This is a genomic window from Ruegeria sp. THAF57, from assembly GCF_903914075.1.
Lineage (GTDB): Bacteria > Pseudomonadota > Alphaproteobacteria > Rhodobacterales > Rhodobacteraceae > Ruegeria.
Genome location: NZ_CAIWNQ010000003.1, coordinates 179698 through 203230, shown reverse-complemented (window position 1 = coordinate 203230; position 23533 = coordinate 179698). Strand labels below are relative to the sequence as shown.

Sequence of the window (23533 nt, the reverse complement as noted above, 5' to 3'; positions counted from 1 at the left end):
ATTAAACTCCGAAAATGCTGGCACCAGTGTCGGCCGACCCGACATTCTGGCGGAACGCGCCAAAGAGGTCGCGGCCAACGCCGTGCTGGTTTGCCGAGAGGTCTGCGGTTGCCGGGGCGCGGTCAAGGACACCGGGTGTCATGATCTCCAATTCGCCGTTGACCGCATCAACGCGCAAGACATCTCCGTCCTGCAAATACGCGATGGGGCCACCATCAAGCGCCTCAGGGACGACATGGATCGCGGCGGGGACTTTGCCCGATGCCCCTGACATCCGCCCGTCGGTAACCAAAGCCACCTTTTGCCCTCTGCCCTGAAGGATCGAAAGCATCGGCGTCAGCGAGTGCAGTTCCGGCATTCCGTTGGCTTTCGGTCCCTGAAAGCGAACAACAACGATGACGTCATCCGTGAACTCACCGGCCTTGAACGCAGCTTTGACCTCTTCCTGGTCATGGAAGACACGTACCAGAGCTTCGACCACCTGATGCTCGGGCGCGACAGCAGATACCTTCATAACGGCGGTGCCCAGATTTCCGGTCAGGCGCGACAAGCCACCTGTGGGCTGAAACGGATCCTTGGCCGGGCGCACGATCTTTTCGTTCAGGCTGTGTGCAGTGCCTTCTTCCCAGACCAGTTCACCATCTTTCAGCTTTGGCTCTTTGGTATAGTTGTGCAGACCCTGCCCGGCGACCGTCAACGTATCAGGATGCAGCAGGCCATCCTCGAGCAGCGTGCCAATGCAATAGCCAAGGCCCCCTGCTGCATGGAAATGGTTTACGTCGGCCAGACCGTTGGGATAGACCCGCGCGACCAGAGGGACCACGGCTGAGATGTCCGAGAAATCCTCCCAATCCAGAACGATACCTCCGGCACGCGCCATGGCGATCAGGTGGATCAACAGATTGGTGGACCCTCCGGTTGCCATCAACCCGACGATACCATTCACAAAGGCGCGTTCGTCCAGCACCTGACAGACCGGCGTATAGTGATTGCCCAGCGCGCTAAGTGACAAGGCACGGCGCGCGCCTTCTTCGGTCAACGCATCGCGCAAAGGTGTATTCGGGTTGATGAAGCTGGAGCCAGGAAGATGCAGGCCCATAAATTCCATCAACATCTGGTTGGTGTTGGCGGTTCCGTAAAAGGTGCAGGTGCCCGGCCCGTGATAGGCGGCCATTTCCGCCTTCATCAATTCGTCACGACCGACTTCTCCGGTGGCAAACTGTTGACGAACCTTGGCCTTTTCGTCGTTCGGCAGGCCGCTTGTCATGGGGCCGGCAGGCAGGAAGACCGCCGGTAGATGGCCAAACGCCTGCGCACCGATGACCAGACCCGGCACGATTTTGTCGCACACGCCAAGGAACACGGCGGCGTCATACGTGTTGTGGCTAAGCGCCACTCCAGTGGCCAGCGCAATCACATCGCGCGAGAACAGCGACAGTTCCATCCCTGCTTCGCCCTGCGTGACCCCATCGCACATGGCGGGAACGCCGCCTGCGACCTGCGCCGTGCCACCCGCCGCGCGGATCGCGTCACGGATCAGCGCCGGATAGCGTTCGAACGGCTGGTGCGCCGAGAGCATGTCATTATAGGCGGTGACGATGCCCAGATTTCCGGCTGTACCAGTGGCCATGGATTGCTGATCTTCACCCGCACCGGCATAGGCATGAGCTTGACCGCTGCAAGATAGGTGCGCACGGGCCGGCCCTTTGGACTTGGCGTGCTCCATCCGCTCAAGATACGAGCCGCGCAAATCGGCGCTGCGGTCGATGATGCGCCGTGTGACGTCGGTGATGACGGAATGTACCATGATTACCCTCCGATCTGACGCCAGCGGCGTCCATCGCGATGCATCAGCATCAATGCTTCTTCCGGGCCTGAACTGCCCTGATCATATTTGGCTGGCCGGTCACCCCTATCTTCCCACCCCTGAATGATGGGATCGACCCAGGCCCAGGCGGCCTCGGCTTCATCCCCGCGCATGAACAGGGTTTGATCACCCCGGATCACATCCATCACCAGCCTCTCATAAGCATCCTGAGCACGCGCATCCGTGCCCAGCGCCTCAGCAAAGCTCATGTCCAGCGACACATCTGACAGGCGGAATCCACCCGGACCGGGATCTTTGATGGTTGTGCGCAATGTGATGCCTTCGTCGGGCTGCAACCGAATGACCAGAACGTTGCCTCGCAAGGGGCCTACGTTGGGAAAAATCGTATGCGGTGGGTCGCGGAAGAACACGGCAATTTCGGATTCACGTGCGCGCAAACGCTTTCCAGTCCGCAGATAGAACGGCACTCCGGCCCAACGCCAGTTACCAAGATGCACCTTCAGAGCGATATAGCTTTCGGTGCGGCTGGCCGGGTTGCCAACGTGATCCAAGTAACCGTCCTCCCCCTGATCAGCGCGATATTGGCCCCGCGCGATATCCGAAGGGTCCACGGGCTCTAACGCCTCGATAACCTTGACCTTTTCGTCTCGTACCGCATTGGGCGAAAACTTGGACGGAGGCTCCATCGCGGTCAGGCACAACAATTGGACAAGATGGTTCTGCACCATATCACGCATTGCGCCAGACTGGTCGTAGTATGCCCCCCGCCCTTCAACACCTACGGTTTCCGCAACTGTGATCTGAACATGATCAACATGGGTCGAATTCCAAAGCGGCTCGAACAGGGAATTGGCAAAACGCAGGGCCATAAGGTTCTGGACGGTTTCCTTGCCCAGATAATGGTCGATGCGATAAATCTGATGTTCTTCGAAACAGGCGCGCAACCCTTCATTCAGGGCCTTGGCAGAAGCCAAATCATGACCGAACGGTTTTTCCACCACAATTCGGCTGTCCGGTGTTGCCAGCCCGTTATCATTCAACCGCTGAGCAATGCCGGAAAACAGGCTGGGGCCTACAGACAGATAAAACGCGCGCACCACGTCGGGGCGCAATTTTTCAGCAAGGTCTGCCCACCCTGAGTCACCCAGCGCATCAACAGGGACATAGTCGACCCGGCTAAGGAACCGGTCCAATACATCCTGTTTGAACCCCGGGGCATATTTCTTCATGGATGCGCGTATCTGCTCTCGGAAAGCATCACTGTCCATGTCCGACCGGGCTGTTCCGATGATACGGGCCTCTTCGGGCATCTGGTCCACTTCAAACCGGTGATACAGACCCGGCAAAATCTTGCGCTGCGCCAGATCGCCCGTTGCGCCAAACAACACAAGGTCGAACGGATTTACCGGAATTACGCGTGAAACCATCTGCAGGCTCCTTCAGTTGTCACTGGCACATCGTTTTGCCACACCAGCAATGTTATCGCTAACATTCAACGTGGGAGTATAAAAAACCATACTAAGAATCAACACTGGATTTGAAAAAAAAATTCAAAATCGACGACTCGGTCACCCTTGGTTTCGCAGCCATTCCATCACAGCCGGGCGAACGGATTGCTCACCCCGGTGACGCGCGTCGGCAATGATCTTCCGCAGCGACTGCAAGTCGGCACGCAGCAACACGCTTTTGACAGGTCCGATCGAGGCAGGCCGCATCGACAGCGAACGGATACCCATGGCCGCCAGACACAACGCCTCAACCGGGCGGCCCGCGTCTTCGCCACAAAAACTCAGCGGTGTATTCGATATGTTGCAGCGTTCGACAATACGTTCGATGAAACTGAGGAAGCTTACATTCAGCGTATCATACCTGCGGCGCACCAGTTCGTTTTCTCGGTCAGCCGCGAAAAAGAACTGCTTCAAATCGTTGCCCCCGATCGAGACAAAATCCACCTCATCATAAAATTTTTGAGGGGCAAAGCCCAAGGACGGGGTCTCGAGCATTGCGCCTACTTCTATTCTTTCGGGCAGGACATGCCCCAGACGCTTTTCGCGTTCGATGGTCTTGTTGACCTCCCAACGCGCCTCGCGAAACTCATCCGCCTGCGCCACAAACGGGAACATCAGTGTCAGGGGGCGCCCGTTCGCTGCGCGCATCAGGGCCTGTAACTGCATCCGCATTACGCCGCGCTTGTCCAGACCGACCCGGATCGCACGCCACCCCAATGCAGGATTGGGTTCTTCTACGTGTTTCATGTAGGGCAGAACCTTGTCCGAGCCGATATCCAGCGTTCGGAATACCACCCGTTTTTCCCCAGCCGCGTCCAGAACGCGCTGATACTGGGTCACAAGTTCCGACCGCTTTGGCATCTGGTTTCGGATCAGGAACTGCAACTCGGTCCGGAACAGGCCCACACCCTCCGCCCCGGAATTATCCAGCGAAGGCAAGTCCGCCATAAGACCAGCATTCATCACAAGATTTATGCGTTCACCATCCCGAGTGACGGTCGGAGTATCCCGGATCGAAGCGTATCGTTCCTGCGCCTTTGCCTGCATCGCGATCTTGTCACGAAACGCGCTGACGACTGTGTCTTCGGGTCGCAATTGAACGGTGCCCTGATCCCCATCCACAAGAATATGGTCACCGTTCAACGCCTCGGTCGTGATCCGGCCGACATGTACCACCAAAGGAATCGCCAACGCACGGGCCACGATGGTTGCGTGGCTGCCGACTGAGCCTTCCTCAAGCACGATGCCCTTCAGCGACCGGCCATATTCCAGCAAGTCGCCCGGGCCGATGTTACGGGCAATCAGGATCGGGTCGGGCGGCAGATCCGCCCCGTTGGTGTTGCCCTGCCCAGTTAGAATGCGTAGCAAGCGATTGCTGAGGTCGTCCAGATCGGCGAGCCTTTCGCGCAGATAAGGGTCGGTAACCTGCCCCATCCGCGCACGCGCCTGTGACTGTTCCTTTTCAACCGCAGCTTCGGCACTTAGACCGCGCGCGATGTCCTCTTCCATCCTGCGCTTCCAGCCCTTGGAGTTCGCAAACATCCGGTAGGCTTCCAGCACTTGCAATTGTTCGGTGTCGCCGTCCTTGGAAATCTCAAGCATCTTGTCGACGCCCACGCGCAACTCTTCGACCGCTTCGGCCAGACGCTCACGCTCGCGATGGGGGTCTTCGGCGATGGGGTTGGTAACCACCACACGTGGCTCGTGCAGCCAGACATGCCCCTCGGCGGAACCTTCCTGCGCCGGACCACCGGTTAGCTGCACAGATTGTTGGTGGCGGGGCGACAGGGCGGCGCCCTCACCCACGAACGCGCCCAGCTCGGTCATTTCGGCCAGAACCATGGCGACCACTTCCAGCGCGTAAACCTCATCAGCCGAGTATTCGCGCGCATCGCGGGACTGCACGACCAGAACGCCCAGCTTTTCACCCAGACGCTGAATGGGCACCCCCAGGAAAGACGAAAACCGTTCTTCGCCCGTTTCGGGCATATAGCGGAATCCCTTGGCCGCAGGCGCATCTGGGGTGTTCACGATCTTGCCGTATTTGGCAACGCGACCCACAAGCCCCTCACCCATACGCATACGGGTCTTGTGAACCGCCTCGGGCGACAGACCTTCGGTCGCGCAGAGTTCAAGCGTATCCTCATCCCGGAACAGGTAAATCGAGCACACCTCGGCCCGGATACTGTCAGCGATCAGATGAGTGATCCGGTCAAGACGTTCCTGACCGGCGGCTTCGCTCGCCATTTCTTCGCGCAGCCGCCCCAGCAGCTTGCGGGATTCTGTTTCAGTGCCGTCCGCCATGGCCCACCCAAATTAGTGCGTCAGGCGAGACCCTTAGCAGAAAATGCTCAGGCCGCCTTGTCCAGTTCAAAGGCATCATGCAGTGCCTGAACCGCAAGTTCCATGTATTTCCTGTCCATAAGGACGGAAATTTTAATCTCAGAGGTTGTGATGACCTTAATGTTGATCCCCTCATCCGAGAGTATCTTGAACATTTTTGCCGCCACGCCGGATTGCGACCGCATCCCGATCCCGACGACCGAGACCTTGCAGACGTCTTCATCCGCGACCAGTTCGGTGTAGTTCAACTCGCCCGCGTCCTTAATCGCCAGCAGTGCTTTTTCTGCGCGCGCCACCTGATCGGTCGGGCAGGAAAAGGTCATGTCTGTGCGCCCCTCATCCGAGATGTTCTGCACGATCATGTCCACGTTCACGCCTTCATCGCTGAGCGCGGTAAAGATGATCGAGGCGATGCCGGGGCGGTCGGCCACGGACACGACGGTCATCTTGGCTTCGTCACGGGAATAGGCAACACCGGCCACAACATTGGATTCCATGATATCCTCCTCATCGACGACCAGTGTACCGGCCTCGTCGGATTGTTCTTCGAAACTAGAAAGAACGCGCAGTTTCACCTTATAGCGCATCGCCAGTTCCACCGAACGGGTCTGCAACACCTTGGCCCCCAACGAGGCCAGTTCGAGCATTTCCTCGAACGAGATCCGGTCCAGCTTGCGCGCTTTTTCACAGATGCGCGGGTCGGTGGTATAGACGCCATCCACATCGGTATAGATATCGCAACGCTCGGCCCCAAATGCCGCGGCAAAGGCCACAGCGGTGGTGTCCGACCCACCCCGGCCCAGCGTGGTTATCCGCCCTTCGGGGCTGATACCCTGGAACCCGGCAACGACGGCGACTTTCATACCCTCGTCGAATTTCTGGGTCAGGTTCTCGGTCGGGATTTCCTCGATCCGGGCCTGACTGTGGGCGCTGGTCGTCATCAGCGGAACCTGCCAGCCCTGCCAGCTGCGCGCGGGAATATCCATTTCCTGCAACGTCAGAGCCATCAGACCGGCGGTGACGTTTTCGCCCGAAGACACAACTGCATCATATTCGCGCGCATCAAACAGCGGGGAAGTCTCGTTTACCCAGCCAACCAGCTCGTTGGTTTTGCCCGACATGGCCGACACGATGACAATCACATCATATCCCTTGGCCACTTCAACGCCGATGCGTTTCGCCGCGCGGCGGATGCGATCCAGATTGGCGACCGACGTGCCGCCGAATTTCATCACGAGTACGGGCATGGGGGCTAGTGTCTCCGCGCCTTGGAATTCAGGTTTCGTGCGTCTTATGTCAGGGGGACCCCAAGGGCAAGTGTTCAAAACCGTTTAAATCCTTGCCTTCGATCGCTTTACATCGGATCGCGGGGGTGTCAGCTTGCCAGTACCAGATTTACCAAGAGGTTCCCCATGCCACGTTTCATCCTCGCCTTAGCAGTCTTTGCAACGCCCGCGCTGGCACAGGAAACCACGCTGGCTGGAACCGACGGCAAGAACTCTTTGGGGACCATCCCTTGCGCGACCATTGCGGGCGACGCCCTGCGTAGCTGCAACGCCGAGCTTAGGCGCCGTGACGATGGCGGTGCAACGCTGGCCGTGGGTATGGGCAATGGCGAGGTGCGCAACATCTATTTCACGGATGGCATCCCGGATTCGACCAATTCAACCGCCAAGCTCAGTTATGAAACGCGGGGCGACATCATGGTCATTTTTGTTGAACCGGGCGAAGTGTACGAACTTCCCAAAGCCGCTTTGAATAATTAGTAATCGTGCGGCTGACCGTCATAGGTCTCAAAACATCCCGAAGTATCCAGAGACAGGGCAGCGAAACGGTCAACCAGACCATCCGCAGCCTCATCCACCGTGATCGCAGCCGCAGCACCGCCCATATCCGTCTGCACCCAGCCCGGATGATATATACCCACAGCAATCCCGTCGCCGCGCAGGTCCGCGGCAAGATTACGCCCCAGATTGAGCGCGGCAGCTTTCGATGCGCGATAGATATAACTACCTCCGGGTGCTCGCGTATGTGATGCCATTTGCGAGGACAAGATCGCGATTTTGCCCTGTGATGCGCGAAGATTAGGGAGCAGAGACTGAATGGTCAGGAAAACCCCGGTCACATTCGCCGCAAATGTCTTCGCCCACATCTCGGCGGGATAACCATTAATGCGTTCAGCCTTGTCCAGATAAACACCGGCATTGCAGATCAAAAGGTCAACAGGCTGATCGCCCAATTGCGCAGCCATATCCGCCTGGTGACCGGTGTCGGTCACATCCAGCACCACCTCGGCGCTGCCATCCCGAGCGGTTCCGGTCACGTCATGGCCCTGCGCCCGATACCGGTCGGCAAGTGTCTTTCCGATGCCCCGGTTGGCTCCGGTAATCACAATATGCATGATCAGTTCGTCTTTCGGCTGGGCATGAAAGGAAGCGGTGCGACCGGCACCCCATCTTCGATCAGGGCTTTGGCCTCTTCCGGCTTCGCCTCGCCATAGATCGACCTCTCTGGTGCGTCGCCCAGATGCATTTTCCGAGCTTCGCTTGCAAAGTCCTTGCCAACATAGTCCGAATTTTCTTCGACTTTGCGACGCAACTCGCTCAGTGCCTGCTCAACCTCCGGGGTCGGGCTGGTCATGTTCACGGCGTCTTCGGATGGGGCCGCCGTTTCGGTCCGTGCCTCAACACTGCGTGCAGAACGAACGCGCGGGGTCATGATCGCCTTCTCAACCTGCGCATCGCCGCAAACAGCACAGGTCACCATACCGGCGGCTGCCAACTTGTCGTAAGCTGTGGCCGACTGAAACCAGCTATCAAAGGAGTGTCCCTTGCTGCACTTCAACGCGTATTGAATCATGTTCCATCCAAAGTTCGATTGCAAAATAGATACTGACCCGCAAGCCAATAGCAAGGGTCGATAAACCCGTGTCAGTGTGCAAACAGGGCTACCTTGCGTAACAATTGGGCAAGATCGGGTGAACGAACCCGACTGGCAGCCTTTAGCGGCGATAACCACGCGCGCTGACGCTCATGGCATTCAGGATAAAGCGCCGCCGTGGAACGGACCAAAAGCGGAAACACGTCCACCACACATAACACCGGCCCTTTCCGGCGCCGGTTTTTGTAATAGAAGAAATTTCCGATCACGTCGGGCGTACAATCGCCAATTACCCCCGCCTCTTCCCACGCTTCCTGTCCTGCCGTGGCTGATGGCGACAACCCATCTATCAGCCCACCCTTGGGTATGATCCAACGGCCTGACTTGCGCTTTGTCACAAGCAGGACCTCGGGGCTGTTTTCCAGAACACGATAGCACAAGGCAGCCGACTGCCTTTTGACCGGAACATGTCCGGTGAGTTGTTGATTTTGCTTCCAAAGCCTGTGCTCGATCACGCTTTGCCGCCCGTCGTCTGCCTCCGTCTCCGCAAGCCCCTTTGCGCTTTGACGCTTATTTGGTGGGGCTTGGCAGCAACCCTACCACATGAAGTGTTTTATTCCAAGCACTTACGGGAAATTACATACGGACCGCCAGCTTTCGGACAAGATCATCATGCGGAATGTCGGCATCCAGCGCCAAACGCCGCAAGCCAAAATGGACGCGCGCAATCTGTTGGTAATACCGGGTGTAGACAAAATTTGTCCCTCCCCCCGCAATCGCCCCCAGAACAGGAACGGACTGCGCTGCCAACTTCTGTCCCAAGACAACGGACAGTTTCGGCGCAACGGCCGCGATCAACCGCTGCATCGCGGGTCCCGTCAGGGTCAGCCGTACCGAGAAAAAACCAAGATCCGCGCCATCGTCAAAAGACAGCGGACCAGCCGCGGACAATACACGGACACAGTCGAATTTCACGCCATCCTCCGAAGGATCAAAACCCTCTTGCGCTGCGGCACCTTGAATGGCGCGCAATAACATGGTGGTCGTTGCCGGCAGTTCCATCAAAGCGGTTGAAACGCCGCCAACTCCTCCGGCCGCACCCATCGCCGTCGTCAGCGCCGTGTTGACCCAAGGTCGCTGATCGGGCACAGCCCGGCGAGAGCTTTCCGCAGCGTGCATTGCCATCCAAAGCGCCTGCTCAGTTGCCCCTGTCAAACCTTGCCTGACGGATGCAGGCAATTGTTCCAACAGGGATTCAGCCGATCCCCCGAGGCTGTTCAGCAACTTGATACCTGGCCCACCGGCAGACTTGTAGTAGCGGGCCAAGCGGTCAAGTTCGGCTTCTGCATCCAGTTTTTCGACAAGAACCACGTCCTGCATACGTTCCCTCCTGCCCTAAAAACATTGGAATTTAGCTTTGCAAATTCAATAGCTCAACGCGTCCAACGTGCAACAGGACCGCTCACGCCACGCCAAACGCCCGGTTCCAACTCTGCGCCCAATACACGGTCAGGGTTGGTAGGGGGCGGCATTTCCACACCATTCAGACGCGAGAATCCAAAGCGCGCGTAATACGGGGCATCTCCGACCAACATAACCCGCTGCCAGCCCTTGTCGCGCCCGGCCTGCAAACCTTCGTGGATCAGAAAACCGCCAAGGCCCTCTCCCTGATGGGTCGGGTGAACTGCGACGGGCCCCAACAGCAATGCGTCGTGACTTCCCACATGCACGGGCCAGAACCGGATCGCCCCTGCCAGAATACCCTGCGCGTCGCGTGCCACCAAAGACAGCCCCGACACCGGGGGGATATCATCACGCAGACGATAGGACGACAGCGCCTCGCGTCCGGGCGCAAAGCACAGGTCATAAAGCGCTTCGACCTCCCACCAATCGTCCGGCTCTTCCGGCCTGATCCCGAATTGCTGCACGCCTGCCCTCTTTTCCTTGCTGGAATTTGGCCTAACACTTCGTTACGCCTTGGGCAAATGCTTGGAGACCACATGTTCTATCGCCCCGAAGACGGCCACGGCCTGCCACACAACCCCTTCAATGCCATCATAACCCCGCGGCCCATAGGATGGATTTCTTCGCGGGATGCCGACGGGATAAACAACCTTGCGCCCTACTCGTTCTTTAACGGAGTCGCTTACACGCCTCCGCAGGTCATGTTCGCAACGACGGGTACAAAACATGATCAGGATGTTGGAAAAGACAGCGTCGCCAATATCGAGGCTACAGGTTTCTTCTGCGTCAATGTGGTTGCCCATGCGCACAAAGACGCAATGAACGCAAGTTCAGCGGGGCTCGCGAAACACGTTGACGAATTTGAGCACGCAGGACTTACACCGATAGAGTGCGAAACGATCCCCTGTGCCCGTGTTGCGGATGCACCCGCAGCGCTGGAATGCAAACTCACTCAAATCGTAACGCTCCCCGGCGAGGCAAATCGCGTTGTGTTCGGAGAAGTTACCGGCATTCACCTGCGCGACGATTGCCTGAAAGACGGGTTGTTCGATATCACGTCCTTCCAACCCCTGGCCCGGCTGGGGTATCGCGACTATTCGGTGGTCACCGACCTTTTCTCGCTGAATCGACCGGATGACTGAACGCGCAACAAGGGGGCTCTGCCCCCGCCGCCCTTGCAGGGCGACTCCCCCGGGATATTTCTAGCCAGATGAAGCGGGGGATCCGTACTTCATCTGGCCCCAAATATCCCGGAGCGCGAGGCAGAGCCTCGCAAAAGACTCAGTGGCCACCCAGAATCCCAGTTCGGACAGAATAGTCCACCGCGATTTCGTAATCCGGGTCATCGTCGCTATCAACCATCAGGTGACCTGCCTTGTTCAGCAGTTTATGACAGTCGCGGCTGAGGTGGCGCAGCATCACGCGCTTGCCGGCCGCCTCATATTTGGCTGCGATGTTCTCGATCGCCTGCAAGGCTGACTGGTCAACCACACGGCTTTCGGCAAAATCTACAATTACTGTTTCCGGGTCACTTGGAACATCGAACAGTTCGACGAAGCCATCGGACGACCCGAAGAAAAGTGGGCCCTGGATTTCATAGACCTTCGCGCCTTTTTCGGTTTCGGATTCACGGGTGATTGCATGAATGCGCTTTGCGTTGTTCCAAGCGTAGGCCAGGGCCGAAACTATGACGCCGACGACAACAGCCACGGCCAAGTCTTCCATTACCGTCACAACAGTGACCAAGACGATGACGAATGCGTCCATCAGCGGCACTTTGCGCATGATATTGAATGAGTTCCAAGCGAAGGTACCGATCACAACCATGAACATCACACCCACCAGAGCGGCAAGCGGGATCTGCTCAATCAGGGGTGAGGCGAACAGGATGAAGACCAACAGGAACAAGGCCGCGGCGACCCCTGCGATACGGGTGCGGCCCCCGGATTTCACGTTGATCATCGACTGGCCAATCATCGCGCATCCGCCCATGCCGCCAAAAAACCCGGTGGCGACGTTCGCGACGCCCTGAGCGATACACTCTTGTGAAGCACCGCCACGCTTTCCTGTAATTTCGCCGACAAGGTTCAGGGTCAGCAAGGATTCGATCAGGCCAATGGCAGCAAGAATGACAGCATAGGGCAGAATGATTTCAAATGTTTCCCAGTTCAGAGGGACCATTGGAATGTGGAAGGGCGGCAGACCTCCCTCAATCGACGCCAAATCCCCAACGCGCGGAACGTCCAGACCAAAGCCGATCACCAGAGCAGCCACCACGGCAATCCCCGCCAAGGGTGCGGGAACGACGCGGGTAATGCGTGGCATGATCCAGATCACCGCCATGGTCAGCGCCACAAGCCCCAACATAGTATAGAGTTGCAGGCCCGAGAGCCACTCTCCGCCACCAACGCCATGGCCGGTGTTCTCCATTGTACCAGGCACTTTGAACTGGCCCAACTGCGCCAGAAAGATGACGATCGCCAGACCGTTCACAAAGCCCAGCATGACCGGGTGTGGGACCAGTCGAATGAATCGGCCCCAATGCATAGCCCCCGCGATCACCTGCAGGATGCCCATCAAGACCACTGTCGCGAACAGGTATTCCACCCCATGTTCTGCCACCAGTGCCACCATCACAACGGCCAAAGCACCAGTCGCACCTGAAATCATACCGGGGCGGCCACCGATCAGCGCCGTGATCAGGCCCACCATGAACGCCGCGTAAAGCCCCACCAGAGGGTGCACGCCGGCGACAAACGCGAATGCCACCGCTTCGGGAACCAAAGCCAAGGCGACCGTAAGGCCGGACAACAGCTCAATCCGCAACCGCGAGACCGTCAGCCCCTCGTCCGGCACCCAACGCAGGTCGGGTTTGGCAATTCGAGAGGCAAAGCTTGCCAGCATAGCTCGGGGCATCGGATGGTCCTGTCGGTCTGATCTGTTCGCGCGAAAGGGGTCTTCTACCCGGCATTGCCCCGCAAAGCCACCGCGCCTAGTGGGAGGCTGGTATGCGCCAGACGCATATCAGGCATCTCGCAAAGTCGTGAATTGAACAGTTGAACCAATGCACGCACCTATGCGGCATGCGATGGTTGATCCTTTTTCTACTGGCCCCGGTCACTGTGCTTGCGCAAGACCTGCAGGGCAATGACACTGCCAGCAATTGGCGCGTGACGCATTACGCATCCCACGGCGTGTGGAATTCGATCTGCGATGAACGCGAAGAATACGGCGCCTTGAAACAGCGGTGCTATATCCGACGCGCCGAGGTCTTTTCTTATCGACCCAAATTTGGAGCACAGTACATATTCATCACCCCGGCCCCCGACGGCGTGGAAATCGAGTTTGGCATAGAGCCGGGAACCCTGTTCTCGCCCTCGGGCTTTCGCATTGATGGAGAGCAGGGCGTTGCCTGGCGCACGCGCAGGCCAGGCTGCCTGACGGGGCTTGGCTGCAGATTCAAAGGGCCGCGCGCAGATGAGATCGTTCAGGCGATGCTGGACGGCGATGGATATCGTTTTGTTTTCCGCGACCGGCACGGGCAAGCGCAGGACCTGACTTGGCCGTTGCAAGAATTCGATGCGGCTTGGCAGGATTTTCGACACCAAGCGCAGGCCCGTAACCTGTTGACGTCACAGCATTAGGCATTCCCTCTTGTCAATCAGGACGACACAGCCCACAAATCCAGATGCAGCCACCTCAACCGGAGAATTCACGTGACCCAAACCAAGATTGCAGTCATTGGCGGATCAGGCATCTACGACATCGACGGGCTGGAGAACGCCGAATGGGTCACCGTTGAAACCCCTTGGGGTGACCCTTCGGACCAAATTCTGACCGGATCTCTGGAGGGGGTGGGCATGGCATTTCTGCCCCGTCACGGAAGGGGTCACGTTCATTCGCCAACCGATGTGCCTTATCGCGCCAATATCGACGCGCTGAAACGTCTTGGTGTGACGGATGTGATCTCGGTATCTGCATGCGGGTCGTTCCGCGAAAATATGGCACCGGGTGACTTTGTGATCGTCGATCAGTTCATTGATCGAACCTTTGCACGGGAAAAAAGCTTTTTCAGTTCGGGTTGCGTCGCACACGTCAGTGTCGCCCACCCGACCTGCCCGCGCCTGTCGGATGCCTGTGAAGCGGCAGGCAAAGCCGCTGGTATCAATATCCATCGCGGCGGAACTTATCTGGCAATGGAGGGGCCGCAATTCTCGACCCTGGCAGAATCCAAGATGTATCGGGAACAGTGGGGCTGCGATGTGATCGGCATGACCAACATGCCCGAAGCAAAACTCGCGCGCGAGGCCGAGCTTTGTTATGCATCAATCGCGATGGTCACTGACTATGACAGTTGGCACCCCGACCATGGTGAGGTCGACGTGACATCAATTATCGCGACGCTGACAGGCAATGCCGAGAAAGGTCGCGCCTTGGTCAAAGGTCTGCCGAACCTGCTGGGAGTCCAGCGCGCACTCTGTCCGCACGGATGTGACCGGGCACTGGAATATGCCATCCTAACTGCGCCTGACAAACGCGACCCGGCGTTGCTTGCCAAGCTGGATGCCGTTGCCGGGCGCGTGCTCTGACGCTTATTGCGCCAGCGTTTGCTGAACTTCATCCCACAGCCCGTGGGACCACAGGTCGTTATGGGTGCCCTCCGGGATAACGTGAAGCTGCGCGGTGTCGCCTGCCATGTCAGCCAGTGCCTGACCGTGATGCAATGGGACCGTTTCATCTTCGGCTCCATGAAAGATCAAAGTGGGCACGGTAACGCGGTCAATCAACTCTCTGGTCGCGAACTGATCTTTCATCAATAGAGAAACCGGAAGGAACGGATACCGTTCTGCGGCTACGTCGACGGTGGCGGTAAATGGTGCCTCCAGCACTAAGAGTTGCGCGGTTGGACGCTGCTCTGCCACCGCTGCAGCCACACCCGTGCCAAGGCTTTGACCATGCAGCACGATATCCGCGCCCTCGCCTGCCAATTTGTCGTACATCTGGATTGCATCTGCTATCAGTGCTGGCTCGGACGGCTCGCCCTCGCTGCCGGGATAGCCGCGATAGCTGGGGGCGAACAGACCAAAGCCGCTATTGAGGATCTCGCGCATACGATCCGCACGATCCCCCAGATTTCCGGTCTGGCCATGAAAAAACAGGACCGTCGGTGCCCCTTTTGTTGCCGGAGGCGCGCTCCACGCTGTCAGGACTGCGCCATCTGCCATCGGGATCGAGATCACATCTACATCGGCCAGACCGACTGCGCGGGGCTCTGGCAGGTCTCCGTCCGGCTTGAACAGCAGAGATTGCTGGTTGAGGTACATATACCCCACGATGCCAGCGTAGACCGCTGCACCAAGGACGACCGCCAAAATCAGAACGCTCTTGAATACTGCGGACCTTCCCTCGCGCTTGAACACAGGCGCGGTTTCGTTGTGCGTGTCGGTCATTGCTCTCCTCCCGGTTAGGTGCCGGATGATCTGAGTTTGGGGGAGCTGCCGCTCGTTTCAAGGTTCAGGCGCGCGGCTTAATGCAATCTTTAGACTGTTGCCGATACGCCAGACGCCCGGCCAATTCGCAGTCAACCGCTGAAACTGCGTAGCTGACCTCCCGATTTGTTTACTGACCGCAGCCCCAGTTGCGCCACAAAGTTGCGACAAGCAGGGGCAGTTGAGGCAAGGACAGACATGAAACGACTAGACGCATTGGACGCCGCTCGCTTTTTTGCATTTTGCGGCATGGTATTGGTGAATTTCCGCATTGCTGCGCAGGTTGCGCCCGGCAATGGTTGGGCAACCACCTTTGTCGATGCGCTGGAAGGGCGCGCGGCGGCGCTGTTCGTCATTCTGGCCGGGGTAGGCGTGGGTCTGTCCAGCGTCCCGGCTTTGGTCCTATTGCGGCGCGCAGCGTTTTTGTTTGTGCTGGGTCTGATCAACATGAACGTGTTCGATGCCGATATCCTGCATTTCTACGCGCTGTATTTCGTGGTGGGCGCTGCGTTTCTGACCTCGACAACACGCGGCCTATGGGCAGGCGCGCTTGTAATCGTCGGTCTGGCAATCCCGGCGAACCTTGTACTCGACTATGATCGCGGGTGGGACTGGGCCACGCTGACATATACAGACCTTTGGACAATGCCGGGGTTCTTGCGCAACACGCTATTCAACGGCTGGCACCCCGTTCTTCCTTGGGCTGCGTTCCTTTTAATTGGAATGGCGATCGGTCGGTCAGAGCTAAACACAATCTGCATTCAGCATCGTCTGATCATGTGGGGGTTTGGTGCGGCAGTACTGGCTGCATTCCCTCAGATTCTGGTGTCTGGCCCCGAACTTGCGACCTATCTGGGGACTGAGTCCATTCCGCCGGGGCCGTTCTACATCCTCGCGGGAAGTGGCACATCCTGCATGGCAATCGGGTTACTTCTGAAACTTTGGCCACGGATTGAAAAAACCGGTCTCGCCCCTGCCCTGACCGCGCCCGGACGGATGAGCCTGACGCTGTATATGGCGCATATCCTGATCGGAATGGGCATTCTAGAGGCAGCCGGACTTCTGAACGGCTCGCTATCCGCGCTGCAAGTCGTAACTTATGCGCTTGGGTTCTGCGCCGTATCATCGGTTTTTGCGGTGATTTGGGCGCGCAAATTCAAACGCGGCCCGCTTGAAGCGCTGATGCGCCGTGTTACCGAGCCTCGCCGGGCTTGACCTTCGCGCTTGGGCAAGGCTTGGTGTCACGACTGTCCCGAAAGGAACCCTCATGTCCCTAGAGCTTTGGCTGGCGTTTGTCGCTGCATCAACAGCCCTGTTGCTGATCCCTGGACCGACTGTTCTGCTGGTTCTCAGCTACGCTTTGTCAAAGGGTCGAAGCGTCGCCGTTGCATCGGCCACTGGTGTGGCGCTGGGGGATCTTGTGGCAATGACGGCCTCGTTGCTTGGACTGGGCGCGCTGGTTCTGGCGTCAGCTACACTATTTTCTGTTCTGAAATGGGTTGGCGCGGCGTATCTGGTCTGGCTGGGCATAAAACTGCTGCGCAGCGCCCCATCTGGCGGGCTGGAAACCGTGGAATCTGGGCGGGATGTCACGGCGCGCAGTGTGTTTGGCCATGCAGCCGCCGTCACCGCCCTGAACCCCAAGTCCATCGCATTCTTTATTGCGTTCGTGCCACAATTTCTGCGCCCGGCAGAGCCTTTGGGCCCTCAATTCACAATTCTGATCGCCACCTTCGTGGGCTTGGCCTGGCTCAACGCGCTGGCCTATGCGCTGTTGGCTGATCGGTTGCGCGTTATGATCGGACGCGCGGACGTCATCACCGCAATTACACGGTTCGGCGGGTTGACCTTAATCGGTATGGGTGTGGCGACCGCGATATTACGACGCCCGGCCTGACCCGTCAGTCGCTGGCGTTTTCCTTCATGAAGCCGCGAATGAACCGCCGGATTTCCCGCGCGGCCGACGTATCCAATTCCTTGCACAACTCGACAAAAGCGTCGCGTTCATCCTTATCCAGGCGCAAAACCAACTGACTGTTTTTCTTGGTAGAACCCTTGCCGTCTTTCTTTCCCACGCGCCTTGTCCCCATCAAAACCTTGATTCTTTGAGCGATGCATTGTATATACATAGCATAGAAGATGTAGTTATCGAGCACCTAACAATAAAATAGGATTATGGCAATGAACCTTCACGCAGCTCAGGCATTTCTGTTGCGAGATCAGCGTAACTGGCGCAAACCTCACCTCTCGTGGCTGCCTGCCGCATTGTATCGTTATTACGGGTTGCCGAACTCGGTTTCGAAAAACCGCAAGTAATACGGCGGCAATCTTTTCTTGCATGACCGATGCCAATGGGCCAAACAGCCCAGCGTGTTTTCACGCCAAAGGGGTTGGACATGTCCAGAAACAAGTCGGTCAAGGATTACATACGAACAATCGTTGATTTCCCGCATGAAGGGATCATGTTCCGCGATGTCACGACGCTGTTCGCTGACCCTCGCGGGTTCCGCATGGCCATCGACCAGATGCTGCACCCCTATGCAGGCGAACAGATCGACAAGGTCGTCGGGCTTGAGGCGCGCGGCTTCATTCTGGGTGGGGCAATCGCACACCAACTTAGCGTTGGCTTTGTGCCGATCCGAAAAAAGGGCAAGCTGCCGGGGACCACAATCAGCCAAGATTACAAGCTGGAATATGGCGAGGCGATTGTCGAAATCCACGATGATGCCATCCAACCCGGTGAAAAGATCCTGGTTGTCGACGATCTTCTGGCAACTGGCGGAACCGCCGCAGCAGGTATCAAACTGATCGAGCGGCTGGCCGGTGAGATCGTGTCGTGCTCGTTCATCATCGACCTTCCCGAATTGGGGGGTCGCAAGGTGCTGGAAGACATGGGTATGGATGTGCACGTTCTCTGCGAATTCGAAGGGCTTTAGCGGTCAACCGATCACAGAATCGTGAGTGGAAGTTCCAGCACAGGCTGGCTTAGCGCCAGCCTGCCCCAGATCAACCCAACGCAATAGACATATTCAATGATCCTGTTTCAAGGGTTCCCCGTACCCCTGTTGATGCCGCTGAAGGCATGCCAACAAGGGAAAGTTTATCATGTTTCGCAAACTCGCAATCGCTGGCGTAGCAAGCCTGTTCGTCTCATCAACCGCTTTCGCGGATGGCCACTCGAAAGACATCGTCGACACAGCCGTCGGTGCCGGCAGCTTTGAAACACTTGTCGCTGCGGTTCAGGCGGCTGAACTGGTCGATACGTTGAAGGGCGAAGGCCCGTTCACGGTATTCGCACCAACTGACGAGGCCTTTGCGGCCCTGCCCGAGGGCACGGTTGAAACCTTGCTAAAACCTGAGAACAAAGACCAACTGGTTGCTATCCTCACCTACCACGTGGTTCCCGGCAAAGTTATGTCAGGGGATTTGTCCGATGACATGAAGGCCGCCACAGTCCAAGGCGGAGAGATTACGATCGACTTGGACAATGGCGTTATGGTCAATGACGCATCGGTCGTTCAGGCGGATATCGAAACGTCGAACGGCGTGATCCATGTGATCGACAAGGTCATTCTGCCCGCTTCATAGACACCTGTTGGCGGCCCGGGTAAGCCCGGGCCGCGCTTACACCTTCAACACCGCACCGGGGTTCATGATCCCCTTCGGATCAAGCGCCGCCTTGATGGCGCGCATCGCGTCCAGCTTGACCGGGTCTCCGTATCTTTCCAGATCGCCCACTTTCAGGCGCCCTACGCCATGTTCTGCGCTCACGGATCCACCGAACGCGTACACAAGGTCATGGACCGCGCCTTTGATTTCGGCCCTCACCCCATCAAATTCTGATCGGTCACGTCCCTGCGTAGGGAAGACGTTGTAATGCAGGTTGCCGTCGCCCAGATGCCCAAAGCAGTTGATGCGAAAGCGACCTATCTTTTCGATCACACCCGCGCCTTTGCGAATAAACTGAGGTATCTCAGAGATCGGGACCGAGATATCGTGGCTGGACACCGACCCGATCAACCTGTTGGCCTCGGGGATATGTTCGCGAACAGACCAAAGGTCCATGCGCTGCGCTTCACTTTGCGCGATCACCGCATCCACGACCAGATTTCGCGCATCCGCCGCTTCATAGAGCCTTTCAAGTGCATCCATTGGTGACTGCCCGGCAGATAACCCGACCTCGATCAATACTGACCACTCGGGATGCGCAGCGAAAGGCTGTCGGATGTTAGGCAAAACCTCGGACAGGAATTGCAAACCCTGGCGGTGGATCAACTCAAACGCGCTGACGCTGTCGCCCATCTGGTCTCGGGCCAAGGCCAGCAGATCAATCGCCGCTTCGGGTGAGACCACCTGCACCATCGCAGTTCCGGTGGCTGCCGGGCGTGGAAACAGCTTAAGCGATGCTGCCGTGATGATCCCCAGCGTACCCTCGGCCCCGATCAGTAAGTTGCGCAGGTCGTACCCGGTGTTGTCTTTCCGCAGGCGGCTTAGGCCATTCCAAATCTCGCCGTTCGGCAAAACGGCCTCCAGACCCAGACAAAGATCACGCGCATTGCCATAGCGCAGCACATTGACCCCACCCGCATTGGTGGCAAGGTTCCCGCCGATCCTGCAAGACCCCTGCGCCGCCAGCGAGAGGGGAAAAATACGATTCTGATTCTGGGCAGCCAACTGAACATCTGCCAGGACTGCGCCGGCCTCGGCAATCATCAGGTTTTCAGTAGGATAGATGGCGCGGATTGCGGACATCCGCTCTAACGAAACAAGCAACGGGGCCGGGCCGTCGGGCATGATCTGGCCACCAACCAGCCCCGTACCGCCACCGTACGGAACCACCGGCACAGTCGCCTCTGACGCCAACCGGACCAGAGTCGAAACCTCCTGAACCGACCGCGGCAGGGCCAACAGCCCGGCCTTACCGTGGAACCGGCGGCGCGGTTCCTCAACATATCGCTCGGATACGTGTCGCAGCACATCGTCACCCAAAGCGGCGCGAATGCGATGGGCAAAGGTATCATCTGCCGGGTTCAGTCTCATGCCCTTTCCATGCCCAAGCCGCGCCTGTGCCACAAGCCCTATTCCAGATCGATCAGGTATTGCGGCTCCAGAACAACAACGGTTGGCCGGTCGGGAAGTGTCTTCAAAGACACCGTAATTTCCGAAACCCCGTCCCGCTGCACAGGGAATTCATCACGGATATCGACCAGAAACCGATCCAGGGAAAAGCCCGAAAACCAGTGCATCGGAATAATGACCGAGCTTTTCAACCGTTTCAGCACCTGGATCATATCCGGCAATGGCATGGTCGTACCACCATCCACGGCGGCCATTACCACGTCCAACCGGCCCAGCGCCGCGAATTGCTCGTCTGACGGAACATGATGCAGATGACCCAGATGCCCGATGCACAGCCCTTCGACCTCGAATACGAAGATGGAATTGCCACGTTCTTCGATACCACTATAGGCCGAGCGGATATCGGTCGAGACATTGCGCACCAGCATCTCACCCAGATCAAGATAATGGTCGATACCTTGCCCGAACTCTCCCCAACCGGGCAGAACATACGGAATGGCTGGATCAGGATGAGCAGTCCAGTGGGTGCTGTGGGCGTGATTCATGGTGACAATGTCAGGAATCAGATCAGCACCGCCAATGAAGCCGGTGAAATCCGTCACCGCGTTCAATCCACCCTGCGTCTGAATCAGGAAAGAGGCATGAGCGACATAGCTGATCCGAACTGAAAATTCGGGAACCGGGTCCTGCCACGAAGCCTTATGAACATATTCAATCCCCGGCGCCGCGTCGGCGATGGCAATACAGTGGCTGGGCCGTCGTTCCTGCGCCGCCGCCCCACCCGAGATCACCAACAATGCCGCTGCTACCGTCCAACGCATGACTTGATTGTAGCGCAAGCGTTCGCCAAGTCATGCCCCTTATTCTTCTGTTCAAAAATACTTCGGGGGAGGCGCGGCTTGCCGCGACGGGGGCAGCGCCCCCTACCCCGTTCGATCGGTACACTTCCCCTAACGTCGAAAAACTATCGTCCTTGAATGCGATCTCTAAGACAACGCCCCGGGCGCAAACGCCAAATCTATCCTAACCGGATAATCACCGCCGGATAGGCAGCAGAGGACGCCTCAACAGTGCCAGTCTCACTTATTCCGGAATTCCAGTCGCGCGTATTCGCTCATCAATTCTATCAGCATGACGGTTGTAGTTCCTGTTTTGCAAAAACAATGATCTGTATCTGCTGACCGAGGCGTCCGGCCACCTTGCAAAAAGTTCGCGCTTCGCCACAGCACACGCCCGCTCTTCACCAGCTTCGTGCAAACAAGTCACGAATTGGACGTATGTCGAGAAAATTGTCGGGTTTTGGGCAAGTGCCGCGCGACCATGCGGAAGGTATTCAACGCCAGGTCGGTTGGAGTAGAAAATTGAACAACACATGGCGAGATGGGCTCGGAATGCCAGTGGATCGCGCGGGCATAGGCGAATGGCGCGCGCGGCATAGTCTATTCCAGCCTCTGCATCACCTTGTAGTCCTTCGAGGATGCCCAAAGATGTCAACGCCCACAAAAAGCTGGGCCGTCGATGCGTCACTCCACGAAAGAACGTCAGCGCTCGGTCCGCTTCGAGGTCGGAAAAGTAAGCCTGAGCGTAATGGGCATAGGCGGCTGTTTCGTCATCGTCACCGCCTTGTTCAAGTGCCTTCTCGGCGCATGACAACCCAGCCCGGGCGTGGTTTTCAAACCTGTCTTCACCCAGCCAGCCATTCTGAAGAGTGTGCAGCCAAGCGCGCAACCCAAGCGCTCTGGGATAGTTTGGCGCCGCTTGGATCGCTGCATCGACATGTGTAATTGCCTGTCGTGTCTGTGCCCGACCCAAAGACGACAAAGCCCGCAGCAGATGGTCATATGCAGTCAGGTTCTCGGGGCGTTTTGACACTGCCCGCGCTTGCTCGGCAATGTGGATTTCAGGCGCGATTGCAGCAACGACAGCTTTGGTTACCTGATCTTGCAATTCGAAAACATCGTCCAGATTTCCGTCAAGACGATCCGCCCAAAGATGGGCACCACTCCGTGCATCGATCAATTGACCGGATATGCGCAACCGCTGGCCTGCGCGACGCACTGAACCTTCTAGAACGTATGCAACGCCCAGATCGCGACTGACATCTCGTACGTCAACGGCGGCTCCCTTATAGGTGAAAGACGAGTTGCGCGACACCACGAACAAAGTGTGCACCGACGCCAAAGCTGTGATGATATCTTCCGTCAACCCATCGGCAAAGAACCCTTGCTCGGGATCGGACGACATGTTGATAAAAGGTAAAACCGCGATAGAGGGTTTATTGGGAAGTGTCGGCGCATCCGGGGCCGGTGGCGCAGCCAATCCCGGCAAAGCAAAAACGCCAACTGGCTGGGGAATGCCCTTAAGCTTTAGCAAACCGCGATCTTCAAATTGCAATTCAAGTTTTCCGGCCACGTGCTCGTAGGTACTGGCCGATATCAGCACGCCTCGGGGATCAGCCGCAGCTTCGAGGCGCGCTGCGACGTTTACCCCTTCGCCCAGCAGGTCGTCGCCCGAGGCCACAACATCGCCGACATGTACACCGATGCGAAAGTCGAAATTGGCGGCCTCAGGCAAATCTCTGGCGCGTTCAGCTAATCGGGTTTGCATCGCGGCCGCTGCGGAAACTGCATTTACGACCGAGGCAAATTCGGCCAGCAATCCATCCCCCAGAGTTTTAACGATGCGGCCACCGTTAAGCCCTGCGACAGTTTCCAAGGCTTCAAGGCATGCATTTATCGCGCGTAACGCAGACACCTCGTCTTCGGCCATTCGTGTCGAAAATCCAACCGCATCTGCGATAAGGATGGCAGCCAGACGGCGGTTTGGTACGGACTGCGTCACGTTCTCCTTGGGTATCCCGTTGTTCGTTTCCTATCGCAAGAAGTATGGCACACGCACTTAACGAGTTGAAGTGAGCGGCGCTCCGCACTCTGGGCGCGGCG

Annotated in this window: 24 protein-coding genes; 9 read left to right on the top strand and 15 right to left on the bottom strand. The window is 57.6% G+C overall.

The window, feature by feature from the left end; genetic code table 11:
* Window position 1 precedes the first annotated feature (1 nt).
* The 4 genes from edd to RUESEDTHA_RS08885 all read right to left on the bottom strand — a co-directional run bounded on the left by edd (window position 2) and on the right by RUESEDTHA_RS08885 (window position 6926).
* Entirely contained in the window at window positions 2-1807 is a 1806-nt protein-coding gene (edd, locus tag RUESEDTHA_RS08900; RefSeq protein WP_255431663.1) for a phosphogluconate dehydratase, read from the bottom strand.
* A gap of 2 nt (window positions 1808-1809) precedes the next feature.
* The gene (gene zwf, locus RUESEDTHA_RS08895) at window positions 1810-3255 is read right to left on the bottom strand and encodes a glucose-6-phosphate dehydrogenase (protein WP_171121893.1); all 1446 of its coding nucleotides are present in this window, start codon (window positions 3253-3255) and stop codon (window positions 1810-1812) included.
* A gap of 141 nt (window positions 3256-3396) precedes the next feature.
* Window positions 3397-5640 (bottom strand): phosphoenolpyruvate--protein phosphotransferase, encoded by a 2244-nt coding sequence (gene ptsP, locus RUESEDTHA_RS08890; protein ID WP_180886300.1) that lies wholly within the window; start codon window positions 5638-5640, stop codon window positions 3397-3399.
* A 47-nt stretch (window positions 5641-5687) separates the two neighbouring features.
* Entirely contained in the window at window positions 5688-6926 is a 1239-nt protein-coding gene (locus RUESEDTHA_RS08885) for an aspartate kinase (RefSeq protein ID WP_180886298.1), read from the bottom strand.
* Window positions 6927-7091: 165 nt separating this feature from the next.
* Here RUESEDTHA_RS08885 and RUESEDTHA_RS08880 point away from each other — a divergent pair, with 165 nt between their 5' ends.
* A complete protein-coding gene (locus RUESEDTHA_RS08880; RefSeq protein WP_180886296.1) occupies window positions 7092-7445 on the top strand; it encodes a hypothetical protein in 354 nt (117 codons plus the stop codon).
* On the opposite strand, the gene RUESEDTHA_RS08875 is transcribed toward RUESEDTHA_RS08880, so the two are convergent.
* The 5 genes from RUESEDTHA_RS08875 to RUESEDTHA_RS08855 all read right to left on the bottom strand — a co-directional run bounded on the left by RUESEDTHA_RS08875 (window position 7442) and on the right by RUESEDTHA_RS08855 (window position 10487).
* A complete protein-coding gene (locus RUESEDTHA_RS08875; RefSeq protein WP_180886294.1) occupies window positions 7442-8080 on the bottom strand; it encodes an SDR family NAD(P)-dependent oxidoreductase in 639 nt (212 codons plus the stop codon). The genes RUESEDTHA_RS08880 and RUESEDTHA_RS08875 overlap by 4 nt on opposite strands.
* A gap of 2 nt (window positions 8081-8082) precedes the next feature.
* Window positions 8083-8538, bottom strand: a complete 456-nt coding sequence (locus RUESEDTHA_RS08870) for a DUF1178 family protein (RefSeq protein ID WP_171121888.1) — start codon at window positions 8536-8538, stop codon at window positions 8083-8085.
* Between the two features lie 71 nt (window positions 8539-8609).
* Complete coding sequence (locus RUESEDTHA_RS08865; protein ID WP_180886292.1) at window positions 8610-9074, bottom strand: NUDIX hydrolase; 465 nt, start codon at window positions 9072-9074, stop codon at window positions 8610-8612.
* A 121-nt stretch (window positions 9075-9195) separates the two neighbouring features.
* Window positions 9196-9939 (bottom strand): EcsC family protein, encoded by a 744-nt coding sequence (locus RUESEDTHA_RS08860; RefSeq protein ID WP_180886290.1) that lies wholly within the window; start codon window positions 9937-9939, stop codon window positions 9196-9198.
* A 53-nt stretch (window positions 9940-9992) separates the two neighbouring features.
* Window positions 9993-10487, bottom strand: a complete 495-nt coding sequence (locus RUESEDTHA_RS08855; protein ID WP_180886288.1) for a GNAT family N-acetyltransferase — start codon at window positions 10485-10487, stop codon at window positions 9993-9995.
* A 72-nt stretch (window positions 10488-10559) separates the two neighbouring features.
* On the opposite strand from RUESEDTHA_RS08855, the gene RUESEDTHA_RS08850 reads away from it, so the two are divergent.
* The gene (locus RUESEDTHA_RS08850; protein WP_180886286.1) at window positions 10560-11165 is read left to right on the top strand and encodes a flavin reductase family protein; all 606 of its coding nucleotides are present in this window, start codon (window positions 10560-10562) and stop codon (window positions 11163-11165) included.
* Window positions 11166-11304: 139 nt separating this feature from the next.
* On the opposite strand, the gene RUESEDTHA_RS08845 is transcribed toward RUESEDTHA_RS08850, so the two are convergent.
* Complete coding sequence (locus RUESEDTHA_RS08845) at window positions 11305-12939, bottom strand: SulP family inorganic anion transporter (protein WP_180886284.1); 1635 nt, start codon at window positions 12937-12939, stop codon at window positions 11305-11307.
* Window positions 12940-13106: 167 nt separating this feature from the next.
* On the opposite strand from RUESEDTHA_RS08845, the gene RUESEDTHA_RS08840 reads away from it, so the two are divergent.
* Both RUESEDTHA_RS08840 and RUESEDTHA_RS08835 read left to right on the top strand, forming a co-directional pair.
* A complete protein-coding gene (locus RUESEDTHA_RS08840) occupies window positions 13107-13667 on the top strand; it encodes a hypothetical protein (protein WP_180886282.1) in 561 nt (186 codons plus the stop codon).
* Window positions 13668-13739: 72 nt separating this feature from the next.
* Entirely contained in the window at window positions 13740-14612 is an 873-nt protein-coding gene (locus RUESEDTHA_RS08835; RefSeq protein WP_180886280.1) for an S-methyl-5'-thioadenosine phosphorylase, read from the top strand.
* Window positions 14613-14615: 3 nt separating this feature from the next.
* Here RUESEDTHA_RS08835 and RUESEDTHA_RS08830 read toward each other — a convergent pair whose 3' ends face one another.
* Window positions 14616-15473 (bottom strand): alpha/beta hydrolase, encoded by an 858-nt coding sequence (locus RUESEDTHA_RS08830; RefSeq protein ID WP_180886278.1) that lies wholly within the window; start codon window positions 15471-15473, stop codon window positions 14616-14618.
* A gap of 237 nt (window positions 15474-15710) precedes the next feature.
* Here RUESEDTHA_RS08830 and RUESEDTHA_RS08825 point away from each other — a divergent pair, with 237 nt between their 5' ends.
* Together RUESEDTHA_RS08825 and RUESEDTHA_RS08820 are read left to right on the top strand one after the other, a co-directional pair.
* Complete coding sequence (locus RUESEDTHA_RS08825) at window positions 15711-16727, top strand: DUF418 domain-containing protein (RefSeq protein ID WP_180886276.1); 1017 nt, start codon at window positions 15711-15713, stop codon at window positions 16725-16727.
* 52 nt (window positions 16728-16779) lie between these two features.
* Window positions 16780-17409 (top strand): LysE family translocator, encoded by a 630-nt coding sequence (locus RUESEDTHA_RS08820; RefSeq protein WP_180886274.1) that lies wholly within the window; start codon window positions 16780-16782, stop codon window positions 17407-17409.
* 4 nt (window positions 17410-17413) lie between these two features.
* On the opposite strand, the gene RUESEDTHA_RS08815 is transcribed toward RUESEDTHA_RS08820, so the two are convergent.
* A complete protein-coding gene (locus tag RUESEDTHA_RS08815) occupies window positions 17414-17587 on the bottom strand; it encodes a hypothetical protein (protein WP_219635839.1) in 174 nt (57 codons plus the stop codon).
* Between the two features lie 106 nt (window positions 17588-17693).
* Between RUESEDTHA_RS08815 and RUESEDTHA_RS20850 the strand changes: the two genes are divergently transcribed.
* The 3 genes from RUESEDTHA_RS20850 (at window position 17694) to RUESEDTHA_RS08805 (ending at window position 19100) form a co-directional block, all read left to right on the top strand.
* Window positions 17694-17828, top strand: a complete 135-nt coding sequence (locus tag RUESEDTHA_RS20850) for a hypothetical protein (protein WP_255431662.1) — start codon at window positions 17694-17696, stop codon at window positions 17826-17828.
* A gap of 80 nt (window positions 17829-17908) precedes the next feature.
* Window positions 17909-18448 (top strand): adenine phosphoribosyltransferase, encoded by a 540-nt coding sequence (locus RUESEDTHA_RS08810; RefSeq protein WP_180886270.1) that lies wholly within the window; start codon window positions 17909-17911, stop codon window positions 18446-18448.
* A gap of 169 nt (window positions 18449-18617) precedes the next feature.
* Window positions 18618-19100, top strand: coding sequence for a fasciclin domain-containing protein (locus tag RUESEDTHA_RS08805; protein ID WP_180886268.1), 483 nt, complete (start codon window positions 18618-18620; stop codon window positions 19098-19100).
* Between the two features lie 36 nt (window positions 19101-19136).
* Here RUESEDTHA_RS08805 and RUESEDTHA_RS08800 read toward each other — a convergent pair whose 3' ends face one another.
* From RUESEDTHA_RS08800 to RUESEDTHA_RS08790, 3 genes are all read right to left on the bottom strand, one after another.
* On the bottom strand, window positions 19137-20552 hold the full coding sequence (locus tag RUESEDTHA_RS08800; protein ID WP_180886266.1) for an FAD-binding oxidoreductase: 1416 nt from the start codon (window positions 20550-20552) through the stop codon (window positions 19137-19139).
* Between the two features lie 38 nt (window positions 20553-20590).
* Entirely contained in the window at window positions 20591-21412 is an 822-nt protein-coding gene (locus RUESEDTHA_RS08795) for an MBL fold metallo-hydrolase (protein WP_180886264.1), read from the bottom strand.
* Window positions 21413-21674: 262 nt separating this feature from the next.
* Complete coding sequence (locus tag RUESEDTHA_RS08790; protein ID WP_180886262.1) at window positions 21675-23432, bottom strand: adenylate/guanylate cyclase domain-containing protein; 1758 nt, start codon at window positions 23430-23432, stop codon at window positions 21675-21677.
* Window positions 23433-23533: the final 101 nt, after the last annotated feature.

Bases quoted from the DNA above. Each gene is read 5' to 3' on its own strand.
- RUESEDTHA_RS08800 (WP_180886266.1), bottom strand. From the start codon at position 20,552: ATGAGACTGAACCCGGCAGATGATACCTTTGCCCATCGCATTCGCGCC.
- RUESEDTHA_RS08825 (WP_180886276.1), top strand. From the start codon at position 15,711: ATGAAACGACTAGACGCATTGGACGCCGCTCGCTTTTTTGCATTTTGC.
- RUESEDTHA_RS08870 (WP_171121888.1), bottom strand. From the start codon at position 8,538: ATGATTCAATACGCGTTGAAGTGCAGCAAGGGACACTCCTTTGATAGC.
- RUESEDTHA_RS08845 (WP_180886284.1), bottom strand. From the start codon at position 12,939: ATGCCCCGAGCTATGCTGGCAAGCTTTGCCTCTCGAATTGCCAAACCC.
- RUESEDTHA_RS20850 (WP_255431662.1), top strand. From the start codon at position 17,694: ATGAACCTTCACGCAGCTCAGGCATTTCTGTTGCGAGATCAGCGTAAC.
- RUESEDTHA_RS08795 (WP_180886264.1), bottom strand. From the start codon at position 21,412: ATGCGTTGGACGGTAGCAGCGGCATTGTTGGTGATCTCGGGTGGGGCG.
- RUESEDTHA_RS08840 (WP_180886282.1), top strand. From the start codon at position 13,107: ATGCGATGGTTGATCCTTTTTCTACTGGCCCCGGTCACTGTGCTTGCG.
- RUESEDTHA_RS08850 (WP_180886286.1), top strand. From the start codon at position 10,560: ATGTTCTATCGCCCCGAAGACGGCCACGGCCTGCCACACAACCCCTTC.
- ptsP (WP_180886300.1), bottom strand. From the start codon at position 5,640: ATGGCGGACGGCACTGAAACAGAATCCCGCAAGCTGCTGGGGCGGCTG.
- zwf (WP_171121893.1), bottom strand. From the start codon at position 3,255: ATGGTTTCACGCGTAATTCCGGTAAATCCGTTCGACCTTGTGTTGTTT.
- RUESEDTHA_RS08875 (WP_180886294.1), bottom strand. From the start codon at position 8,080: ATGCATATTGTGATTACCGGAGCCAACCGGGGCATCGGAAAGACACTT.
- edd (WP_255431663.1), bottom strand. From the start codon at position 1,807: ATGGTACATTCCGTCATCACCGACGTCACACGGCGCATCATCGACCGC.
- RUESEDTHA_RS08810 (WP_180886270.1), top strand. From the start codon at position 17,909: ATGTCCAGAAACAAGTCGGTCAAGGATTACATACGAACAATCGTTGAT.
- RUESEDTHA_RS08820 (WP_180886274.1), top strand. From the start codon at position 16,780: ATGTCCCTAGAGCTTTGGCTGGCGTTTGTCGCTGCATCAACAGCCCTG.
- RUESEDTHA_RS08805 (WP_180886268.1), top strand. From the start codon at position 18,618: ATGTTTCGCAAACTCGCAATCGCTGGCGTAGCAAGCCTGTTCGTCTCA.
- RUESEDTHA_RS08885 (WP_180886298.1), bottom strand. From the start codon at position 6,926: ATGCCCGTACTCGTGATGAAATTCGGCGGCACGTCGGTCGCCAATCTG.
- RUESEDTHA_RS08830 (WP_180886278.1), bottom strand. From the start codon at position 15,473: ATGACCGACACGCACAACGAAACCGCGCCTGTGTTCAAGCGCGAGGGA.
- RUESEDTHA_RS08880 (WP_180886296.1), top strand. From the start codon at position 7,092: ATGCCACGTTTCATCCTCGCCTTAGCAGTCTTTGCAACGCCCGCGCTG.
- RUESEDTHA_RS08860 (WP_180886290.1), bottom strand. From the start codon at position 9,939: ATGCAGGACGTGGTTCTTGTCGAAAAACTGGATGCAGAAGCCGAACTT.